This is a genomic window from Rhizobium sp. Leaf371, from assembly GCF_001424045.1.
Classification (GTDB): domain Bacteria; phylum Pseudomonadota; class Alphaproteobacteria; order Rhizobiales; family Rhizobiaceae; genus Ferranicluibacter.
Window position 1 is genome coordinate 63,720 of the sequence record NZ_LMQB01000001.1, and the last position, 17,931, is coordinate 81,650.

Annotated in this window: 16 protein-coding genes; 12 read left to right on the top strand and 4 right to left on the bottom strand. The window is 66.3% G+C overall.

The features are described 5' to 3' along the window. Positions 1-170: 170 nt before the first annotated feature. Positions 171-1,478 (bottom strand): Gfo/Idh/MocA family oxidoreductase, encoded by a 1,308-nt coding sequence (locus ASG39_RS00215; RefSeq protein ID WP_062591701.1) that lies wholly within the window; start codon positions 1,476-1,478, stop codon positions 171-173. A gap of 188 nt (positions 1,479-1,666) precedes the next feature. Here ASG39_RS00215 and ASG39_RS00220 point away from each other — a divergent pair, with 188 nt between their 5' ends. Then, on the top strand, positions 1,667-2,689 hold the full coding sequence (locus tag ASG39_RS00220; protein WP_156467963.1) for an NADP-dependent oxidoreductase: 1,023 nt from the start codon (positions 1,667-1,669) through the stop codon (positions 2,687-2,689). 83 nt (positions 2,690-2,772) lie between these two features. After that, positions 2,773-3,396: an FMN-binding negative transcriptional regulator gene (locus tag ASG39_RS00225; RefSeq protein ID WP_062591703.1), complete on the top strand. Its 624-nt coding sequence runs from the start codon at positions 2,773-2,775 to the stop codon at positions 3,394-3,396. Between the two features lie 31 nt (positions 3,397-3,427). On the opposite strand, the gene ASG39_RS00230 is transcribed toward ASG39_RS00225, so the two are convergent. Further along, positions 3,428-3,808 carry a VOC family protein gene (locus ASG39_RS00230; RefSeq protein WP_062591704.1) on the bottom strand — a complete coding sequence of 127 codons (381 nt, stop codon included), beginning with the start codon at positions 3,806-3,808 and terminating at the stop codon, positions 3,428-3,430. Between the two features lie 232 nt (positions 3,809-4,040). Here ASG39_RS00230 and ASG39_RS00235 point away from each other — a divergent pair, with 232 nt between their 5' ends. Further along, positions 4,041-5,150 carry an NADH:flavin oxidoreductase/NADH oxidase gene (locus tag ASG39_RS00235; protein ID WP_062591707.1) on the top strand — a complete coding sequence of 370 codons (1,110 nt, stop codon included), beginning with the start codon at positions 4,041-4,043 and terminating at the stop codon, positions 5,148-5,150. A 186-nt stretch (positions 5,151-5,336) separates the two neighbouring features. Here the strand turns inward: ASG39_RS00235 and rpsU are convergent, their stop codons facing one another. Beyond that, positions 5,337-5,573: a 30S ribosomal protein S21 gene (gene rpsU, locus ASG39_RS00240; RefSeq protein ID WP_062476898.1), complete on the bottom strand. Its 237-nt coding sequence runs from the start codon at positions 5,571-5,573 to the stop codon at positions 5,337-5,339. 389 nt (positions 5,574-5,962) lie between these two features. On the opposite strand from rpsU, the gene ASG39_RS00245 reads away from it, so the two are divergent. The 3 genes from ASG39_RS00245 to ASG39_RS00255 all read left to right on the top strand — a co-directional run bounded on the left by ASG39_RS00245 (position 5,963) and on the right by ASG39_RS00255 (position 9,865). Further along, a complete protein-coding gene (locus ASG39_RS00245; protein ID WP_062591709.1) occupies positions 5,963-6,634 on the top strand; it encodes an NAD(P)H-dependent oxidoreductase in 672 nt (223 codons plus the stop codon). After that, a complete protein-coding gene (locus ASG39_RS00250; RefSeq protein WP_062591711.1) occupies positions 6,631-8,649 on the top strand; it encodes a monovalent cation:proton antiporter-2 (CPA2) family protein in 2,019 nt (672 codons plus the stop codon). Before ASG39_RS00245 ends, ASG39_RS00250 begins: the two co-directional genes overlap by 4 nt. 61 nt (positions 8,650-8,710) lie before the next feature. Then, the gene (locus ASG39_RS00255; protein WP_062591713.1) at positions 8,711-9,865 is read left to right on the top strand and encodes an HPP family protein; all 1,155 of its coding nucleotides are present in this window, start codon (positions 8,711-8,713) and stop codon (positions 9,863-9,865) included. An 81-nt stretch (positions 9,866-9,946) separates the two neighbouring features. Here ASG39_RS00255 and ASG39_RS00260 read toward each other — a convergent pair whose 3' ends face one another. After that, the gene (locus ASG39_RS00260; protein WP_062591715.1) at positions 9,947-10,969 is read right to left on the bottom strand and encodes an LLM class flavin-dependent oxidoreductase; all 1,023 of its coding nucleotides are present in this window, start codon (positions 10,967-10,969) and stop codon (positions 9,947-9,949) included. A gap of 329 nt (positions 10,970-11,298) precedes the next feature. On the opposite strand from ASG39_RS00260, the gene ASG39_RS00265 reads away from it, so the two are divergent. The 6 genes from ASG39_RS00265 (at position 11,299) to ASG39_RS00290 (ending at position 17,927) form a co-directional block, all read left to right on the top strand. Next, entirely contained in the window at positions 11,299-11,823 is a 525-nt protein-coding gene (locus tag ASG39_RS00265; RefSeq protein ID WP_062591717.1) for a YcnI family protein, read from the top strand. A 127-nt stretch (positions 11,824-11,950) separates the two neighbouring features. After that, a complete protein-coding gene (locus ASG39_RS00270) occupies positions 11,951-13,594 on the top strand; it encodes a copper resistance protein CopC (RefSeq protein WP_062591719.1) in 1,644 nt (547 codons plus the stop codon). Positions 13,595-13,867: 273 nt separating this feature from the next. Next, entirely contained in the window at positions 13,868-14,716 is an 849-nt protein-coding gene (locus tag ASG39_RS00275) for a MetQ/NlpA family lipoprotein (RefSeq protein ID WP_062591721.1), read from the top strand. 83 nt (positions 14,717-14,799) lie between these two features. Further along, the gene (locus ASG39_RS00280) at positions 14,800-15,903 is read left to right on the top strand and encodes a methionine ABC transporter ATP-binding protein (RefSeq protein ID WP_082476792.1); all 1,104 of its coding nucleotides are present in this window, start codon (positions 14,800-14,802) and stop codon (positions 15,901-15,903) included. After that, positions 15,884-16,537 carry a methionine ABC transporter permease gene (locus ASG39_RS00285; protein WP_062591723.1) on the top strand — a complete coding sequence of 218 codons (654 nt, stop codon included), beginning with the start codon at positions 15,884-15,886 and terminating at the stop codon, positions 16,535-16,537. The genes ASG39_RS00280 and ASG39_RS00285 overlap by 20 nt, the downstream gene beginning before the upstream one ends. A gap of 55 nt (positions 16,538-16,592) precedes the next feature. Continuing rightward, positions 16,593-17,927: an LLM class flavin-dependent oxidoreductase gene (locus ASG39_RS00290; protein ID WP_156467964.1), complete on the top strand. Its 1,335-nt coding sequence runs from the start codon at positions 16,593-16,595 to the stop codon at positions 17,925-17,927. The last annotated feature ends 4 nt before the right edge of the window (positions 17,928-17,931 follow it).

Consider the following 17,931-nt stretch of genomic DNA (forward strand, 5'->3'; position numbering starts at 1 on the left):
TTCATGCCTTGCTTCCTGCACTCGCCCTGTGGATGTCTGCCCTCTTAACGCGCAGGCGGGGGTTAAGGTTTCCGGGCCGTCGCAGGTTGCGCCGCCCGAGATGGCGGATGTAGAGGCCGGCCGCCTGGCGCGCACTTTTGTTTGGCCCAGTGGCTGGCCTAGTGCCTGGCCTAGAGATCAACCTTTGCGGGAGGACCGCGGAAGGCGTCGAGGCCGGGGATGGGGTCGAGACGGACGGGTGCGCCGGTTGCGGCCGAGCGGTAGATCGCCTCCATCAGCACGTGGTCCTGCACGCCTTCCTCGCCCGGCGTGCGTGGTTTTCTGTCATGCAGGATGCAGTCGGCGAGATGGTCGATCTCGGCGGCGAACTGATTGTTGGCCGAAAGGTCGATCGTCTTCTGCACGGTCTGGTCGCCCTCACGTTCGATCACCGTCAGGCTCTGACCCTTATACTTGTAGGCATTGGGCATATCGACGCTGGCCCGCTCGAAGTTCAGGCGCTGATGCTTGTCGTCGCGGGCACCGTAGCTCGTCAAGCAATTGACGATGGTGTGGGACGGGAAGCGCAGCGTGAAGGACACGGTTTCCTCCACCTCGGCAAAGCGGGGATCGCCGGCCGGGCTGTACTGGGTCGCCATGATCTCCACCGGTTCCTCGCCGGTCAGGAAGCGCGCGGTGTTGAGGCAATAGAGCCCGATATCCGGCAGCGCCCCGCCGCCGGCGAGCGCCTTCTTGTGGCGCCATTGCTCGGCACCGTTTTCCGCGACCGTCTGGACATTGATGGCCGACATGCCGACCAGCCGTCCATAGGCTTTCGAGCGTACCTTCTCGGCGAGATGCAGGTTGAAGGCCTCGTACTGGATGCGATAGGCGATCATCAGCTTGACGCCGGCGGCGTTGCAGGCGTCGAGCATGGCCCGGGCTTCGGTCGAATTCACCGACATCGGCTTTTCGCAGAGAACATGCTTTCCAGCCTTTGCCGCGCGCTCGACGAAGTCGCGATGCAGCCCGTTCGGGGTCACGACATAGACGGCCTTGATCGCCGGATTGTCCTTGATCGCGTCGAACCCCTCATAGTCGTAGCAGGCCTCCGGCTTGATGCCGTATTGCGCTGCAACCGTCTTCATCTTCTCGGGCGAGCCGGAGACGAGGGCGACCAGCCTTGCATTTTTCGTTTCACCGAAGGCCGGCAGGATCTCCTCGAGGCTGAGCCGCCCGAGCGCCACGACGGCGAAGCCGACCCGTTCTTCCGGCGGCAGAGGCGCCTTCGGGTTGCCGCTCGGTGCCTCCGAAGGGCCGCGCCATTCCGGAAAGGTGACCTTGCCGTCCTTGACGGCGCCCGTGTCGACCGGCGAGGGCGGCGGCAAAGAGCCCCCTTGCGTCTCTGCCTGTACGGAGGGTGACAGCAGCATCCCGGTTACGCCGACACCGCCGAGCTTCAGCAGGCCGCGCCGGTTGAAGGCGGGGATATCGTTCATGGGAATGGCCTTTTCGTGAACGTCCAGTCGTCACGATGCGAACTCAGCCGGGCGCGGTTTGTTCATCGCCGTCTCGCTCTTCTCCGTCGTCGAGCCACGATGGATGCGGAATGAAAATTTGCCGCTGTGGTTTCCGTGCCTATCTCAGGCGTGAGATGCCTGAAGACGAAGACAGCAAGGAAGACGGTATGACAGACCTCCAGAACACGCGGATCACGCTTGCCCGCCGGCCGCAGGGCGCGCCGGTCGCCGAGGATTTTCACATCGAGCCGGTGCCGGTTCCCGAGCCAGCTCAAGGCGAGGTGCTCCTGAAGATCCTCTATCTCTCGCTCGACCCCTATATGCGCGGCCGGATGAGCACGGCAAAGTCCTATGCCAAGCCGGTCGAGATCGGCGATGTCATGGAGGGCGGTACGGTGGCGGAGGTGGTCACCTCGCACCATCCCGATTTCAAGCCCGGCGACATCGTGCTCTCGCATTCCGGCTGGCAGGCCTATGCGATCTCCGATGGCCGGGGCCTGCGAAAGCTCGATCCGAAGGCTGCCCCTGTCTCCACGGCGCTCGGCGTTCTCGGCATGCCGGGATTTACCGCCTATGCCGGATTGCTGACGATCGGCCAGCCCAAGCCGGGCGAGACGGTGGTCGTGGCGGCGGCCAGCGGCGCGGTCGGCTCCGTCGTCGGGCAGATCGCCCGGATCAAGGGCGCGCGCGCCGTCGGCATTGCCGGTGGACCTGAAAAATGCGCCTTCCTGCGCGACGCGCTCGGCTTCGACGTGGCGCTCGATCACCGGGCATCCGATTTCGCCGAGCAGTTGAAGGCTGCATGCCCCGACGGCATCGACGTCTATTTCGAGAATGTCGGCGGTCATGTCTTCGAGGCCGTGTTTCCGCTGCTGAACACCTATGCGCGGGTGCCGGTTTGTGGCCTGATCGCCCACTACAACCAGGAGGGTGAGGCGAATGCGGGCCCGGACCGGCTGCCGGGCTTCATGCGGCAGGTGCTGACCCGCAGCCTGCAGATCCGCGGCTTCATCCAGCTCGAGTTCAGCGACCAGCGAGACGCCTTCCTGAAAGAGGCCGCCGGCTGGATCGCGGACGGACGGCTGCGCTATCGCGAGGACGTCGTGGAGGGGCTGGAAGCAGCACCCGAAGCTTTCAGAGGCCTTCTGGAAGGCCGGAACTTCGGCAAGCTGGTCGTGAAAGTCGCCTGAGAGCCAGCGGGCCTTGCCCGCAGGCGGCTGGTGTTCGAGGCCGGTTGTGCGATAAGATCCCGCGCCGAACGAGGATATCCGCCATGTATACGCCGCCCGCATTCCGCATCGAGGATCGTACCGCCCTGCTGGCCACGGTGCGGGCGGCGCGATTGGCGACGGTCGTCACGGCCACGGCAGACGGGCCGTTTGCGACGCCGCTGCCGCTGTTCGTGGACGAGACCGAGGGCGAACACGGTGTTCTCTATGGGCATTTTGCCAGGGCCAATCCGCAATGGCGGACCGCGCCGGTCGGCGATGGTCTGGCGATCTTCATGGGGGCGGATGCCTATGTGACGCCGGCCTGGTACGCGACGAAGCGGGAGACGGGAAAGGTCGTTCCGACCTGGAACTATGTGACGGTGCAGGCGCGCGGTCCCGTGGAATTCTTCGACGATCCGGAGCGCCTGCTGGAGGTGGTCACGCGGCTGACGGATCTGCATGAAGAGCCGAGGGCGTTGCCCTGGGCCGTTGGGGATGCGCCGGCGGAATTCATTGCCTCGCAGCTACGTGGAATCGTCGGACTGCGCATGCCGATCACGCATCTGGAAGGCAAGCGCAAGATGAGCCAGAACCGCAACGAAGCCGATCGCCTCGGTGTCGCGAAAGGGCTTTCGGAAAGCGAGCGACCCTCGGACCGGGATGTGGCGGACCAGATCTCCGTCTGATCGATCACCCGGAACGCCCGCTGGCCGAGGGCTAGAGATCCGGCTTGTGGAAGAAGGCTTCCAGCCGGTAGCCGTCGGGATCGATGATAAAGGCGGCATAGTAGAAGGTGGCATATTCCGGTCGCAGCCCGGGGGCGCCATTGTCTTCTCCGCCATGGGCGACCGCGGCGGCGTGGAACGCATCGACCGCCTCCTCGCTGAAGGCCTTGAAGCAGAAGTGAAGCCCGGAGCGCAGATCCGGGCGAACCGGATGCTCGGCCTGCGTCACCCAGAGACCGACCTGTTCGTCGCCATAGCCGAGCATCTTCGCACCGCTGGTAAGCCGTCCATAGCCGAGCGGGGTGAGCGCGGCATCGTAAAAGGTGCGGGACCGATCGATATCCCGGACGCCGATGGAAACGTGGTCGAACATGCGCACTCCCTCTTGTCTTGTCATGTCCGCTCCCGCTTCCCTCTGAGGCAAGCGGCGCGGTTTCCGGTGATGTTGTCGCCCGCCCGATCGCGTTTCGCAAGCGGAAGCAGGCGACGACATTCCGGGACCAACCCGTTTGCCCGCATCGGCATGCAACAGGCGGGGTGCCGCCCTATATGTGCCGTGCCGCGCGGCCGTTCCCGGGCCGCGCTGATGCATTCAGGAGATCGACATGACGTCCCCCAAACTCTTCTCGCCCATCGAGGTCGGCGGCCTGACGTTGCAGAACCGCATCGTCATTGCGCCGATGTGCCAGTATTCCGCCGAGAATGGCGAGATGACCGACTGGCACCTGACGCATCTCGGCATGCTTGCCCAGTCGGGTGCAGGGCTTCTGACCATCGAGGCGACGGCGGTCACGCCCGAGGGCCGGATCAGCTTCGGCGATGTCGGGCTTTGGAACGATGCCTGCGAAGCCGCCATGGACCGCGTGCTCAAGGGCATCCGCCGCTGGTCGGACATGCCGATCGCCATCCAGCTCGGTCATGCCGGGCGCAAGGCCTCCACCGATCTGCCCTGGGTGGGCGGCGCGCAACTCGCCCCCGATCATGCACAGGGCTGGAAGACCGTGGCGCCGTCCGCGACCCCTTTCAAGCCGTCCTATGACGCGCCGGAAGCTCTGGATGCCGAAGGACTTGAGCGCATCAGGAGCGCCTTCGCGGACGCCGCCCGCAGGGCCGCGCGTCTCGGCCTCGATGCGGTGCAGATCCATGGAGCCCACGGCTATCTCCTGCACCAGTTCCTCTCGCCGCTCTCCAATACGCGCACCGACGCCTATGGCGGCTCGCTCGAAAACCGCATGCGCTTTCCGCTCGAGGTGTTCGAGGCGGTGCGGGAGGCGTTTCCCGCGGAGCGACCGGTGACCATGCGCGTCTCGGGGACGGACTGGGTCGAGGGTGGCTGGGACAGCGCCCAGACGGTCGCCTTCGCGCAGGCGCTCGAAAAGCGCGGTTGCGCTGCGATCCACGTGTCGAGCGGCGGCCTTAGCGACGCGCAGGCCATTCCGGTCAGCCCGAGCTATCAGGTGCCGCTTGCCCGCGATGTCAAACAGGCCGTCTCGATCCCGGTCGTCGCCGTGGGGCTGATCACGGAGTTCGAACAGGCCGAATCCATCATCGGAACCGGCGATGCCGACATGATCGCGCTTGCCCGCACCATCCTCTACGACCCCCGCTGGCCCTGGCACGCCGCCGCCCATCTCGGCGCGACCGTCAAAGCGGCGCCGCAATATCTCCGTTGCCAGCCACGACAGTACAAGACGCTGTTCGACGCGGCGACCTGATGTCGGCAATAGCCCCAGACCTGTCGGGACGACCGGTCTGGGGCTGTCCCGTGCTGCATCCGAGAGAAAACAGCATGCCAAGAAAAAACGCAGAAAACCCCGGCGCGACGGTGACCGTCGTTCCGGGGTATTTTCGAAGACCAGCCGCGCCGTGTCGGATACCGTCCGACGGGCGCCCGTCAGATCTTAGCGGGTCGCAACTTTTTTCTTCGGGCCGGGCAGGAGGCCTTCGCGCTGCATCTGCTTGCGGGCGTTCTTGCGCTGGCGGGAAACAGCTTCAGCCTTCTGGCGAGCACGCTTCACGGACGGCTTTTCATAGGCTTCGCGCATGCGCATTTCGCGGAAGACGCCTTCGCGCTGAAGCTTCTTCTTGAGCACGCGCAGTGCCTGCTCAACATTGTTGTCTCGAACCAGAACCTGCATCTCGAACCTTGATCTCTGTCGCCCGCTGGGGCGGTGGTATGGTGACTTCGGCGCTCCTTATCTCACCACACGTCCGTCATGAAAAGGGGTTGGCTCGAAAAAAGAGCGAAGAAAAGTACCAAATCTCATTCTCTCCGGCAACTGACGGCGCCCGCAAGGGTGCCGGCCGGCAATGAGATGTGCACATCGGGAGCGTAACGCTCGGCTTTACCATCGCATTCGTCTTGCCGCTTGACAAGATCTTCCCGCAACCCCGATTGTCGCGGCGGCCATTGCGGTGGCCATGCCCCGTTCTGGCCGATTCTTGCCTCCGTCGCGTCGCTTCTTCCAGCCGGCTCGTCTCTCCCGGAGCAAACGGCTCCAAAAGAAGACTGCCCGAGAAAGAGATCATGGCCCGCGTCCTTATTCTGTTTGCCCATCCCGGCCAGCGGCATTCGCGCCTCAATGTGCGCATGGCGCGAGAGGCAGCGCTGCTCGACGGGGTGACCTTCGTCGATCTCTATGCCGAATATCCCCGCTTCAACATCGATATCGATGCGGAGCAGGCACGGCTGGTCGCTCACGACGTTATCCTCTTCCAGTTTCCCATCTACTGGTATTCCGTGCCGGCCCTTCTCAAGGAGTGGCAGGATCTCGTGCTGGAATACGGCTTTGCCTATGGGCAGAGCGGCTCCAAGCTTGCGGGCAAGCTGTTCCTGCCGGTCGTCACCACCGGCGGTGCGCGGGATGCCTATCGCGAGGAAGGCTCCAATCATTTCCGGCTGCGCACGCTGCTGTCGCCGCTGGAACAGACCGCCTTGCTCTGCGGCATGCGCTTCCTGCCGCCGGCGGTGCTGTTTTCCGCGCATGATTCGGCCGCCGACGGGCGGGCGGAGACCCATATCGCCGCCTATCTCCGGCTGCTGGCCACGCTGCGCGACGAGACGCTGGATCTGGAGGCGGTCTCGAAGGTCGAGCTCCTCGACGACGACGCCCTGTCGCTGATCGTGGCGCCGGGAGAGCCGAGGCCCACCAGACCCGTGCCGCCGGTCGGCCCCAGCAGCGCGAGGATATCCGAATGAGCGGCTTCATGTTCCAGGCCTTCGTCTATCTCGCGGCCGCGATCACCTCCGTCATCATCGCCGCCCGCCTCGGCCTCGGCTCGGTGCTCGGCTATCTCATCGCCGGCATCGTCATCGGCCCTGTCTTTCATCTGGTCGGCAACGAAACGCAGGATCTCCAGCATTTCGCCGAGTTCGGCGTCGTGATGATGCTGTTCCTGGTCGGGCTGGAGCTTCAGCCGCAGGCGCTCTGGGACATGCGGGCCCGGCTGCTCGGCCTCGGCGGCCTGCAGGTCGTGGGCTCGGCCGCGGTGGTCGCGGGCATCGGTCTTGCCGCCGGCTTGCCCTGGCAGACCGCGGTCGCGGTCGGGCTCATCCTGTCGTTGTCCTCTACCGCCATCGTGCTGCAGACGCTGAGCGAAAAGGGTCTCCTGAAGTCGCAAGGCGGGCGATCGAGCTTTTCCGTGCTGCTTTTCCAGGATATCGCGGTCATTCCCATGCTGGCCGTCCTGCCGCTTCTCGCCCTTCCGGCGCTGCAGGGTGGCGATCACGCCGCTCATGGCGCGGGCACTGCGGCGACGCTCGTCTCGGACCTTCCGGGCTGGCAGGTGGCGCTGGTGACCCTTCTGGCCGTCGCCTTCGTCGTGGTGGCCGGGCATTTTCTCTCGCGCCCCGTTTTCCGGCTGATCGCGGCGTCCCGGCTGCGCGAGATGTTTACGGCCGCCGCCCTGCTGCTCGTCGTTTCCACCGCCTTGCTGATGAGCATGGTCGGCCTGTCCCCGGCGCTTGGCACGTTTCTGGCCGGCGTGGTTCTGGCCAACAGCGAATTCCGCCACGAGCTCGAAAGCGATATCGAACCGTTCAAGGGCCTGCTGCTCGGCCTGTTCTTCATCACGGTCGGCGCCGGCATCGATTTCTCGCTGCTCACGGCCAATCTCGGCCTCGTTCTCCTGCTCACGGTCGGCGTCATCACCGTCAAGGCCGCGGTGCTGTGGCTGATCGGGCATCTCTACAAGCTGCGCGGCTCCGACCGTTGGCTTTTGGCGCTGGGGCTGGCGCAGGCCGGCGAGTTCGGCTTCGTTCTCGTCTCCTTCACGGTGCAGAATGCCGTTCTGCCGTCCGAGCTTGCCGCCATCATCATGCTCGTGATCGCCTTTTCCATGCTGCTGACGCCGGCGCTCTTCATCCTGTTCGACAAGGTGATCGTGCCGCGCCTCGACCGGGGGCAGGTGGACGAGGCCGACGAGATCGGGGAGGAGGCCTCCGTCATCATCGCCGGTCTCGGCCGCTTCGGGCAGATCATCAACCGCATGCTGCTCGCCAACGGCTACAAGACGATCGTGCTCGACAGCCGCTCGGATGTCATCGACGGGCTGCGCAAATTCGGCGTGCGCTCCTTCTTCGGCGATGCCGGTCGTCCGGATCTGCTGCACTCCGCCGGATTGCGCAAGGCGCGCCTGCTGGTCGTCGCCATCGACGATATCGAACGGGCCACGAGCATCGTCCGCCATGCCCGGCATGAAAACCCGGCGATCCACATCATCGCCCGCGCCTACGATCGCAACCATGTCTACCAGCTCTACGAAGCGGGTGCCGACGACATCGTGCGCGAGGTTTTCGACAGCTCCGTCCGGGCTGCGGGATATGCGCTGCAGAGCCTCGGCATGCACCCTTTCGACGTGGAAAAGAGCAAGGCCGTGTTCGTCCGGCAGGACAATTGGGGTCTGCGCCAGCTTGCGCCGCTCTGGAAGCACGATGTGCCCGTGTTCGAAAACAAGGCGTACATCGCCCGTGCCCGCGAGATCTCGGAGATCCTGGAACAGGCCATGATGGGCGACCGCAGCGCGCTGCACGACCGGACCGAGCGCGGCTGGACCCCGCCGGATATCGCGGCGCGCAACCATGACGCCGACGGCCATGATCAGGGCGGGCACGATCTCGGCAAACAGGATGTTGCCGAACGGGAACTGGCTAAACGGGAATTGGCCAAACGGGAACTCGCCAAACGGGATTTGGATGGACAGGGCGAGGGGTAGGGCGCTCGCGCTTCGAGGCGGTTCGCCGCTGACGCATACCGACCCTGCGGGAGACGACTGCATGCCATCGACCCCATTTTCGCGCGCCGCCCGCTTCATGCCCTGGCCGGCATCGCCCGTCAGCCCGAAGGAGCGGCTTCGCTCGGCAGCGGGCGCGCTGTTCGGCCTGCTGGTCACCGGCCTCCTCGGTGCCTTCCTGATCGCGACCTTCCCCCTCTCGCCGGCACTGGTCGCGCCGATGGGGGCTTCGGCCGTCCTTCTGTTCGCCGTCCCGTCCAGCCCGCTTGCCCAGCCCTGGTCGTTGATCGGCGGCAATCTGGTGGCGGCCTTCGTCGGGGTCACGGTGGTGACGTTCGTGCCCGATCCGATGCTCGGCGCCGCCCTGGCGGGCGCGATCGCCATCGGCGCGATGATGAGCCTGCGCTGCCTGCATCCGCCGAGCGGGGCGATCGCGCTGACCGCCGTTCTCGGGGGCCCGTCGATCCATTCGCTCGGCTATGGTTTTCTGCTCTGGCCGGTGCTCGGAAACTCGCTGCTGCTCCTGGCCGCGGCGCTGCTCTTCAACAACCTGACCGGTCGCCGCTATCCGCATGTCGCAGCTCCCGCGCTCGGTTCGCACCAGACGAAGGACCCGTCGCCTGCGACCCGCATCGGCTTTGCCGCCGAGGATCTCGATGCCGTGCTGAAGGATTACGACCGGGTTCTCGACATCCAGCGCGACGAGCTTGCGACCATCCTCAAGCGCACGGAGCTGCGCGCGCTCCAGCGCCAGTCCGGACAGACGCCGTGCGGGCAGATCATGTCGCGCGACGTGATCGCCATCGCGCCGGATGCCTCGCTGTCGGAGGCGCATGCGCTCCTGCGGGCCCACCATATCAAGGCCCTGCCGGTGACCGACGACAATGCCCGCGTCATTGGCATCCTGACCCAGACCGATATTCTCGATCGCGCCGACTGGACACGCGGCCGTCCGACCATCGGCTTCCGTCGCCGCTACCAATTGGCCGTCTCCGGCTCGACGGCGCCGAACGGCACCGTGAAGGACATCATGACCAGCCCCGTGCGAATGGTATCGCCCGACGATTCCCTCTCCGAAGCCATCCTCCTCTTTGCCGAAGGCGGCCTCCACCATCTCCCCGTCACCGACCCCCAGAACCGCCTCGTCGGCATCGTCTCGCAATCGGACGTGCTCGTGGCGATGCTGGCGGAGCGGTGAGGAGAGGCTGGCAGAGAACGCCTGCCAACGCCCGCCGCCCGCTGACTGCAACCATGGCTTCGATGAGTCTCTTGTTCGGCCCTACCGCCAGCCGAGCGCCGGTGCGATCTGGGTCAGGATGGTTTCGATGACGTGGGTGTTGTAGTCGACGCCGAGCTGGTTGGGGACCGTGAGGAGGAGCGTGTCGGCTTCGGCGATGGCTTCGTCGGTGCGGAGCTGCTCGATGAGGACGTCGGGCTCGGCGGCGTAGCCGCGACCGAAGATGGCGCGGGTGTCGGCGTCGATGAAGCCGATCTTGTCGCGGGCCTCGCCCGAGCGGCCGAAATAGGCGCGATCGAGATCGTTGGCGAGGGCGAAGATGCTGCGGCTGACGGAGACACGCGGCGTGCGGGCGTGGCCGGCAGCCTTGAAGGCGGCGCGGTAGGCGCGGATCTGGTCGGCCTGCTGCACATGGAAGGGCTCGCCGGTCTCGTCGTCCTTCAGCGTCGAGCTCTGCAGGTTCATGCCCAGTTTCGCGGCCCAAATCGCCGTCGCGTTGGAGCTTGCGCCCCACCAGATCCGGTCGCGAAGGCCCGGCGCGTGTGGTTCCAGGCGCAGAAGGCCGGGCGGGTTCGGAAACATCGGGTTGGGGTTCGGCTCGGCAAAGCCTTCGCCGCGCAGCACGTCATAGAAGACCTCGGCGTGGCGCCGGGCCATGTCGCCGCTCGTTTCGCCGTCTGCCGGCGCATAACCGAAGTGCCGCCATCCGTCGATCACCTGTTCCGGCGAACCGCGGCTGATGCCGAGCTGCAGGCGGCCGCCGGAGATGATGTCGGCAGCACCCGCATCCTCGGCCATGTAGAGCGGATTTTCGTAGCGCATGTCGATGACCGCCGTGCCGATCTCGATCCGGCTGGTGCGCGCACCGACGGCGGCCAGGAGGGGAAAGGGCGATGCCAGCTGGCGGGCGAAATGGTGCACGCGGAAATAGGCGCCGTCGGCGCCCAGCGCTTCCGCCGCAACGGCAAGGTCGATCGACTGCAGCAGCGTATCGGCGGCACTTCGCGTCTGCGATTGCGTCGAGGGCGTCCAGTGGCCGAAGGAGAGGAAGCCGATCTTTTTCATGATATTGTCCTGCTCGTCTCGATGTGGTGCCGGCGTTTTCGCACAGTCCCTGGCATGGAGACAATCTTGCATTCGCAGCACGGTGCGTTCGCATTCGAGGAGCAACGACACTTGGACGCTGTCGCCGCCTGCTGGGTCGTGCCGTCGCCTGCGGCCGTTGCGCGCCTTGCGAGACGGGCGCCGCCGCGCCGCTTCGCCGCAGGGCATGGGCCAATGCCCGGCTTTCCTCGCGAGCGCGAGCGCGCTAGATCTGCGCCTATCCGACGTCGCTGTCTCGGGCGTGAGCATGGCCTGGTCCTGCGGTGCGAGAGACGCAAAAGAGGCAGATCATGCGCCATTCCGTCCCTTCCTTCCGCGCCGAGCGCGCCCGCCGGGTGCTTTTTTCCGGCTTTGCCCTCTGCCTTTCCCTCGTCTCGGGGCCGGCCGGTGCGCATGTCACCATTGCCGCAAAGGCGGTTAAGGCCGGGAAGACGAGCACGTTCGTGCTCAAGATACCGCATGGTTGCGGCGGTGCCGCGACGACCGGGCTGCGGGTCGCGGTGCCCGCCGTGCTGTCCGATATCGAGCCACAGGAGAAGGCCGGCTGGACCGCCGTGGTGACGCCGGCCACAGCTGCGGCCGGCGGCTCAAAGGCGAAACAGGCGCAGATCGGCTGGACGGGCGGCACGATTGCGGCGTCCGACCATGCGGAGTTCGCGTTCAAGGCGAAAGTCGCGGCCGATGCCAAGGGCCGGATCTACGTGCCGATCGTCCAGCAATGCGGCGATGCCGCCGAACGCTGGATCAAGATCCCCTCGGGTGCGGATGCGGGCGAGCCGGACAAGCCGGCGCCTGCCTTCGACGTGACGCCCTGACCGCGCCGTGCTGCTTGGCATCATCAGTGTGAAGGCGGTCGGGCGAGGTCTTGGCGGGCGCCGGCACTCGCACTGGCGTCGGCACTCGCACTGGCATCGGCACTGGCTTTGGCAAAAAAGCCTGCGCGTGCTGTCGATCCTGCCGCTGTGCCTGCTGGCGAGCGCCGGCGTGGCCTTTGCCCATGCGCAGCTCGTCTCGTCCGATCCTGCCGATGGGGCAGTGCTTGCCGCACCGCCGCGGGAGATCGTGCTCGTTTTTTCGGAGCCGGTCGTCCCGCTGGTCTTCCGGCTGAGCGACCCGGCCGGGGGGATCGAGGCGCTGCCGGCGGCCGGGGCAGGGATAGGAACGGCCGGGACGCGGCTCGTCGTTACACTGCCGCCAGCGCTCGCTTCGGGGACGCACAGCCTGTCGTGGCGGGTGACCTCGGCGGATGGACATCCGATCGGCAGCGGGTTTTTCTTCTCCATCGGCAAAGCGACCGCGTCCCTCGGCGATGGCGGCGCGACCTCGGGCGATAGAGTGACCGCGGTCGGCCTGTTCGTCTCGCGCCTGTTGGTGATGGCCGGCCTTGTCCTCGGGGTCGGCGGCGCGGGGTGGGTGGCCCTGTTTTCCCGGTTGCAGCCTGCGCCGGATTCGCCTTCCGCGGCTCTGCCGGTCCCGGCTCCGGCCCTCGTGGCGGCTTCGCTTTGGCTCGGTCTTGCCGCCACGCCGGTGTGGATCGCCTTTCAGGGCTTCGATGCGCTGGGGGAGGCGGCCCGGGGATGGGCGTCGTCCGCGGTCTGGTCCGCCGGGCTTCAGGGCACGGCCTATGGTCGCGCCGCGCTCCTCTGCGCCGGGGCCATCGTCGCGGCGATCGTGTCGCTGCGCGCGCGCCGCGTATCCCTCCGGCTTTGGCTTGCCGCGCTTGCCTTCGGGCTGGCGGGCGTTTCCGCAATCGTTGCGGGACATGCGGCCACCGCGCCGCCACGGATCGTCACCGTTCCCGCGATCATGCTGCACATGCTCGGCGCGATGGCCTGGATCGGCGGTCTTCTGCCCCTTCGGGCAGCGCTCGGCGCAGCGCGGGGCGCGTCATCCCGGGCTGATCCCGATGGCGCGGCGCTTCGGCTGTTCTCGCGCTTTATCCCCTTCGTGCTGGCTGCGCTCATCGCTTCGGGCCTGCTGCTGGCGATCGTTCAGGTGCAGGCGGTGTCGAACCTGTGGACCACGGCCTATGGGCGGGTGCTGCTCGCCAAGCTCGCACTCGTCCTGCTTCTGGTCGTGCTGGCCGCGGCCAATCGGTTTCTTTGGACCCGCCCTGCCGCAGAGGGGTCGCTTGGGGCCTTGCGTCTTTTGAGGCGCAGCATCGTGGCGGAGGTCGTGATCGGCACGATGGTGCTTGCCGTCCTCGGCCTCTGGCGCTTCACCCCGCCGCCCCGGGCCCTGGCCATGTCGGCGCCGACCCTCCAGGATCACGTGCTCGAGGAAGAGGGGTTGATGGCGACGCTCTCGCTCACGCCGGCGCGGCCGGGTCCGGTTCGCGTCTCTGTCGCCGGGCTGATGCTCGACGGGCAGCCGGTCGATCCCCTCTCGGTCACGGTCGAACTCGCGCAGTCCGGCAGCGACATCGGGCCCTTCGTGCGCGAAGCCCGGCTGGGCGAGGACGGGCGCTTTCAGGCCGATGGCTTCGTGCTGTCCGTCGGCGGCGCCTGGACCGTGCGCGTCACGGTGCTGGTGGATGATTTCACGTCGGTGACGATGACGGACCGCTTCGACATCGCGCCGTTCTGATCGCCGAGCGCCCAGAAGGATTGCGAAGAGGACCGACGGCCCGATATCGCGGCTTTGACGGATGAAGCGTCCAGAACGAGCCGGGCCTCCAGAACGAGCCGGGGCTCCAGAATGAGATTGCGTGACCTGCCGCGGATTTGGACCGAATTTCTACGGCAACGCGGATCGGCAGGCCATCCTTCGTTGCTTCATAAGGGACCATTTGCCATTTTTCAGGGCATCGAACAGACGTTCTCCTCCCGAGACCGAATCCAGACCGAAAGCAGACCCGCCATGACGAAAACCTTGAGCCGCCTCATCGAGAAGACCGCCTTTACCCGTCGCGCCGGCCTTGCGCTTGCCGCGTCCGCAGCCGTCGCTGCCTTCGTCTCCATCGGGCCGGCACCGGCTCTGGCGCAGGACAAGACATCCGTGAAGGTCGGGATCATGAGCGGCGAAGACGAGGACGTCTGGCGCGTCGTCGTGGCGGAAGCCGGCAAGAAGGGGCTTTCGGTCGAGACCGTCGTCTTCAACGACTACACCCAGCCGAACGAGGCGCTGGAGCGCGGCGAGATCGACGCCAATGCCTTCCAGCACCTTCCCTATCTCGAAAACCAGATCAAGCAGCACGGCTACAAGATCGTGCCTGCGGGCTATACCGGCGTCTGGCCGATCGGGGTCTATTCCCGCAAGACGTCCAAGATTGCGGATCTGCCGGAAGGCGCCGTCGTCGGCGTGCCGAACGATCCGTCGAACGAGGGGCGTGCCCTGCGCGTGCTGCAGAACGAGGGCCTGATCAAGCTCAAGGAGGGCACGGGCATCCTCGCGACGATCACCGATATCGAGGAAAACCCCAAGAAGCTCGAGATCAAGGAGCTGGACGCCGGCATCGTCGGCCGCTCCATCGACGATCTCGACGCGGCCGTCGTCAATACGGACTGGGCGCTGAAGAGCGGCCTGACGCCGGACAACCGGATCGCGCAGGAGCCGGTGGACGGCAATCCGTACCGCAACTTCATCGCGGTCAAGGAAGACCAGAAGGATGCGCCCTGGGTCAAGACGCTCGTCTCGTCCTACCAGAACGAGGCGGTGAAGGCCGAGTTCGATCGTGTGTACAAGGGCACGGGCATCAGCGCCTACTGATCCGACAGACGTCGAAGATAGAAAACGGCTCGCGGCATGGTTGCCGCGAGCCGTTCGCCGTTGCGGCGAGGAAGGACGAGAGAATGACCATGACTGCGAGCGCGGAGACGAGAGCCGCCCCGACCGACGCGGATATCCGGCCGGTTTCCGGTGTGGCGCAAGCTGCCGAGACGCCCGTCGTGTGGCTCGACGGCGTCTTCCGGCATTTCGGCGAGACCGCCGCGCTGGACGGAATCTCCCTTTCGGTGCGCAAGGGCGAGGTGCTCGGCATCATCGGTCGCAGCGGCGCCGGCAAATCGACATTGATTCGTTGCCTGAACGGTCTGGAGCGCCCGGACCGCGGCACGATCGAGATCGAGGGCCGTGATATTACCGGGCTTTCCGAAGCCGAACTCCAGCCCCTGCGCCGCCGCATCGGAATGATCTTCCAGCACTTCAATCTTCTCTCGGCAAAGACCGTGGCGGAAAACGTCATGCTGCCGCTGAAGATCGAGGGCATGCCGCGGGCGCAGCGGCGCGTCCGGGCGGCCGAACTGCTCGATCTGGTCGGTCTGTCCTCCAAGGCCGATGCCTATCCCTCGGCGCTCTCCGGCGGGCAGAAACAGCGGGTGGGGATCGCCCGGGCGCTGGCCGCGCGGCCGGCGCTGCTGCTTTCCGACGAAGCGACCTCCGCGCTCGATCCGGAAACGACGGCGTCGATCCTGTCTCTCCTGAAGGATATCAACACGCGCCTCGGCCTGACCATTCTCCTCATCACCCATGAGATGGAGGTCGTGCGCGGCGTTGCGGATCGGGTCGCGGTGATCGATGCCGGCAAAATCGTCGAGGACGGCCCGGTCTGGTCGGTGTTCTCCGATCCGAAGGCGGCGACCACGAAGAGCCTTCTCGGCGCGATCCGCCCCGGCCTGCCGCCGGCCATCGCCGCAGACCTTGCGGCGCGCGGCGAACAGGTGCTCAGCGTCGATCTGGTCGGCCCGGAGGCCTCGACGCTTCTTCCCGCGCTGTCCATCGCGCTCGGCGCGCCGGTGCGCCTCGTGCATGGCGGCATCGATCATATCCAGGGGCAGTCGGTCGGCCGCTTCTTCATCACGCTTGCCCCCGGCGCCTCGCTGCCGCAGGCGATCGCCTTCCTGACGCGCCACGGCGCCCATGTGGAGACCACCGGTCATGTCGCCGATCCTGTTTGATCTTCTGCTGCGGTCTCTCTGGGAGACCGTCCTGATGACGCTCGCCTCCGGCATCATCTCGCTGGTCGCCGGCCTGCCGCTCGGCCTTGCCCTGGTGATGACCGGCAAGGGCGGCATTTCGGAGAACCTCTGGGTCAACCGCGTGCTCGGCGCTGTCGTCAACGGGTTCCGCTCGGTGCCGTTCATCATTCTCCTCGTGGCACTCATCCCCGTCACGCGCGTCATCGTCGGCAGTTCGATCGGAACATGGGCGGCGATCGTGCCGCTCTCCATCGCCGCCACGCCCTATTACGCCCGCATCGCGGAGGTGTCGCTGCGCGATGTGGATCGCGGGCTGATCGAGGCGGTGCGCTCCATGGGCGGCAATCGCTGGACGATCGTGCGGGAGGTGCTGCTGCCGGAAGCGCTGCCCGGCATCGTCGCCGGCTTCACCGTCACGCTCGTCACGCTGATCGGTGCCTCGGCCATGGCCGGCGCCATCGGCGCGGGCGGGCTCGGCGATCTCGCCATCCGCTACGGCTATCAGCGCTTCGAGACATCGGTCATGATCGCGGTCGTCGTCGTGCTCATCGTGCTGGTCTGTGCCATCCAGTGGATCGGCGATCGTCTGGTCGATCGCCTCGACCATCGGTGATCGCAGCGCCGTTTCCGCATCAGGCCCGGCCTGTCGTGCCGGGGAACCCAAGGAAGTGCCCATGTCCAAGCAGATGCATCTCGGTGCCTTCATGCGGCCTGTCAGCCTGCACACCGGCGCCTGGCGCTATCCCGGCGCGGCCCCGGACGCGAACTTCAGCTTCCCGCATCTGAAGCGCTTCGCGCAGACGCTGGAGGCCGCGAAGTTCGATGCCTTCTTCATGGCCGATCACCTGGCCGTGCTCAATATGCCGGTGGAGGCGCTGAAGCGCAGCCATACGGTGACCTCGTTCGAGCCCTTCACGCTGCTCTCGGCGCTCGCGGCCGTCACCGAGCGGATCGGCCTCGTCGCCACGGCTTCCACCACGTTCGATGCGCCCTATCACATCGCGAGGCGCTTCGCCTCGCTCGATCACATCAGCGAGGGCCGGGCCGGGTGGAACATCGTCACCACCTCCAACCCGGATGCCGCGCTCAATTTCGGCCTCGACGAGCATGTGGAGCATGGCGAGCGTTATCGTCGGGCGCGCGAGTTCTTCGATGTCGTCACCGGCCTCTGGGACAGTTTTGCCGACGATGCCTTCCTGCGCGACCAGCAGAGCGGGCTGTTCTTCGACCCCGAGCGCATGCATGTGCTCGACCATCAGGGCCCGAGCCTTACCGTGCGCGGGCCGCTGAACATCGCCCGCCCGCCACAGGGCTGGCCCGTCATCGTGCAGGCGGGGCAATCCGAGCCCGGCCGTCAGCTTGCCGCGGAAACGGCCGAAGTGATCTTCGCAGCCCCGCGCGATCTGGCCGGCGGGCAGGAGCTTTATGCCGACATCAAGGGGCGGCTCGGCGCGCTCGGTCGGTCGCGCGATCATTTAAAGATCCTGCCGGCCGCCTTCATCGTCATCGGCGATACGATCGAGGAGGCGCGGGAGAAGCGCGCGCTGCTCGACAGTCTGGTGCATTTCGAAAGCGGCATCGCATCGCTGTCGATCGCGCTCGGCCTCGACGCCTCGCATTTTCCGCTCGATGCGCCGCTGCCGCGCGATCTTGCCGACACGAATGCCAGCAAGACGGGCCGGCAGCAGGTGTTGCGGCTGGCCGAGACCGAGAAGCTGACGGTGCGGCAGCTGGCGCAGCGCTATGGCGGCTATTCGGGCCTTGCCTTCGTCGGCACGCCGGAAAGCGTGGCCGACGAGATGGAAACCTGGATCGATTCGGAGGGATCGGACGGCTTCAACGTGGTGTTCCCCTATCTGCCGCAGGGTCTCGACGATGTGGCGCAGCGGCTCGTGCCCGCGTTGCAGCGACGCGGTCGCTTCCGCAGGGAATACGAAGGCACGACGCTACGCGATCATCTCGGCCTGCCGCGGCCGGGCAACCGGTTCTTTCCCAAGGCGTAGGGTG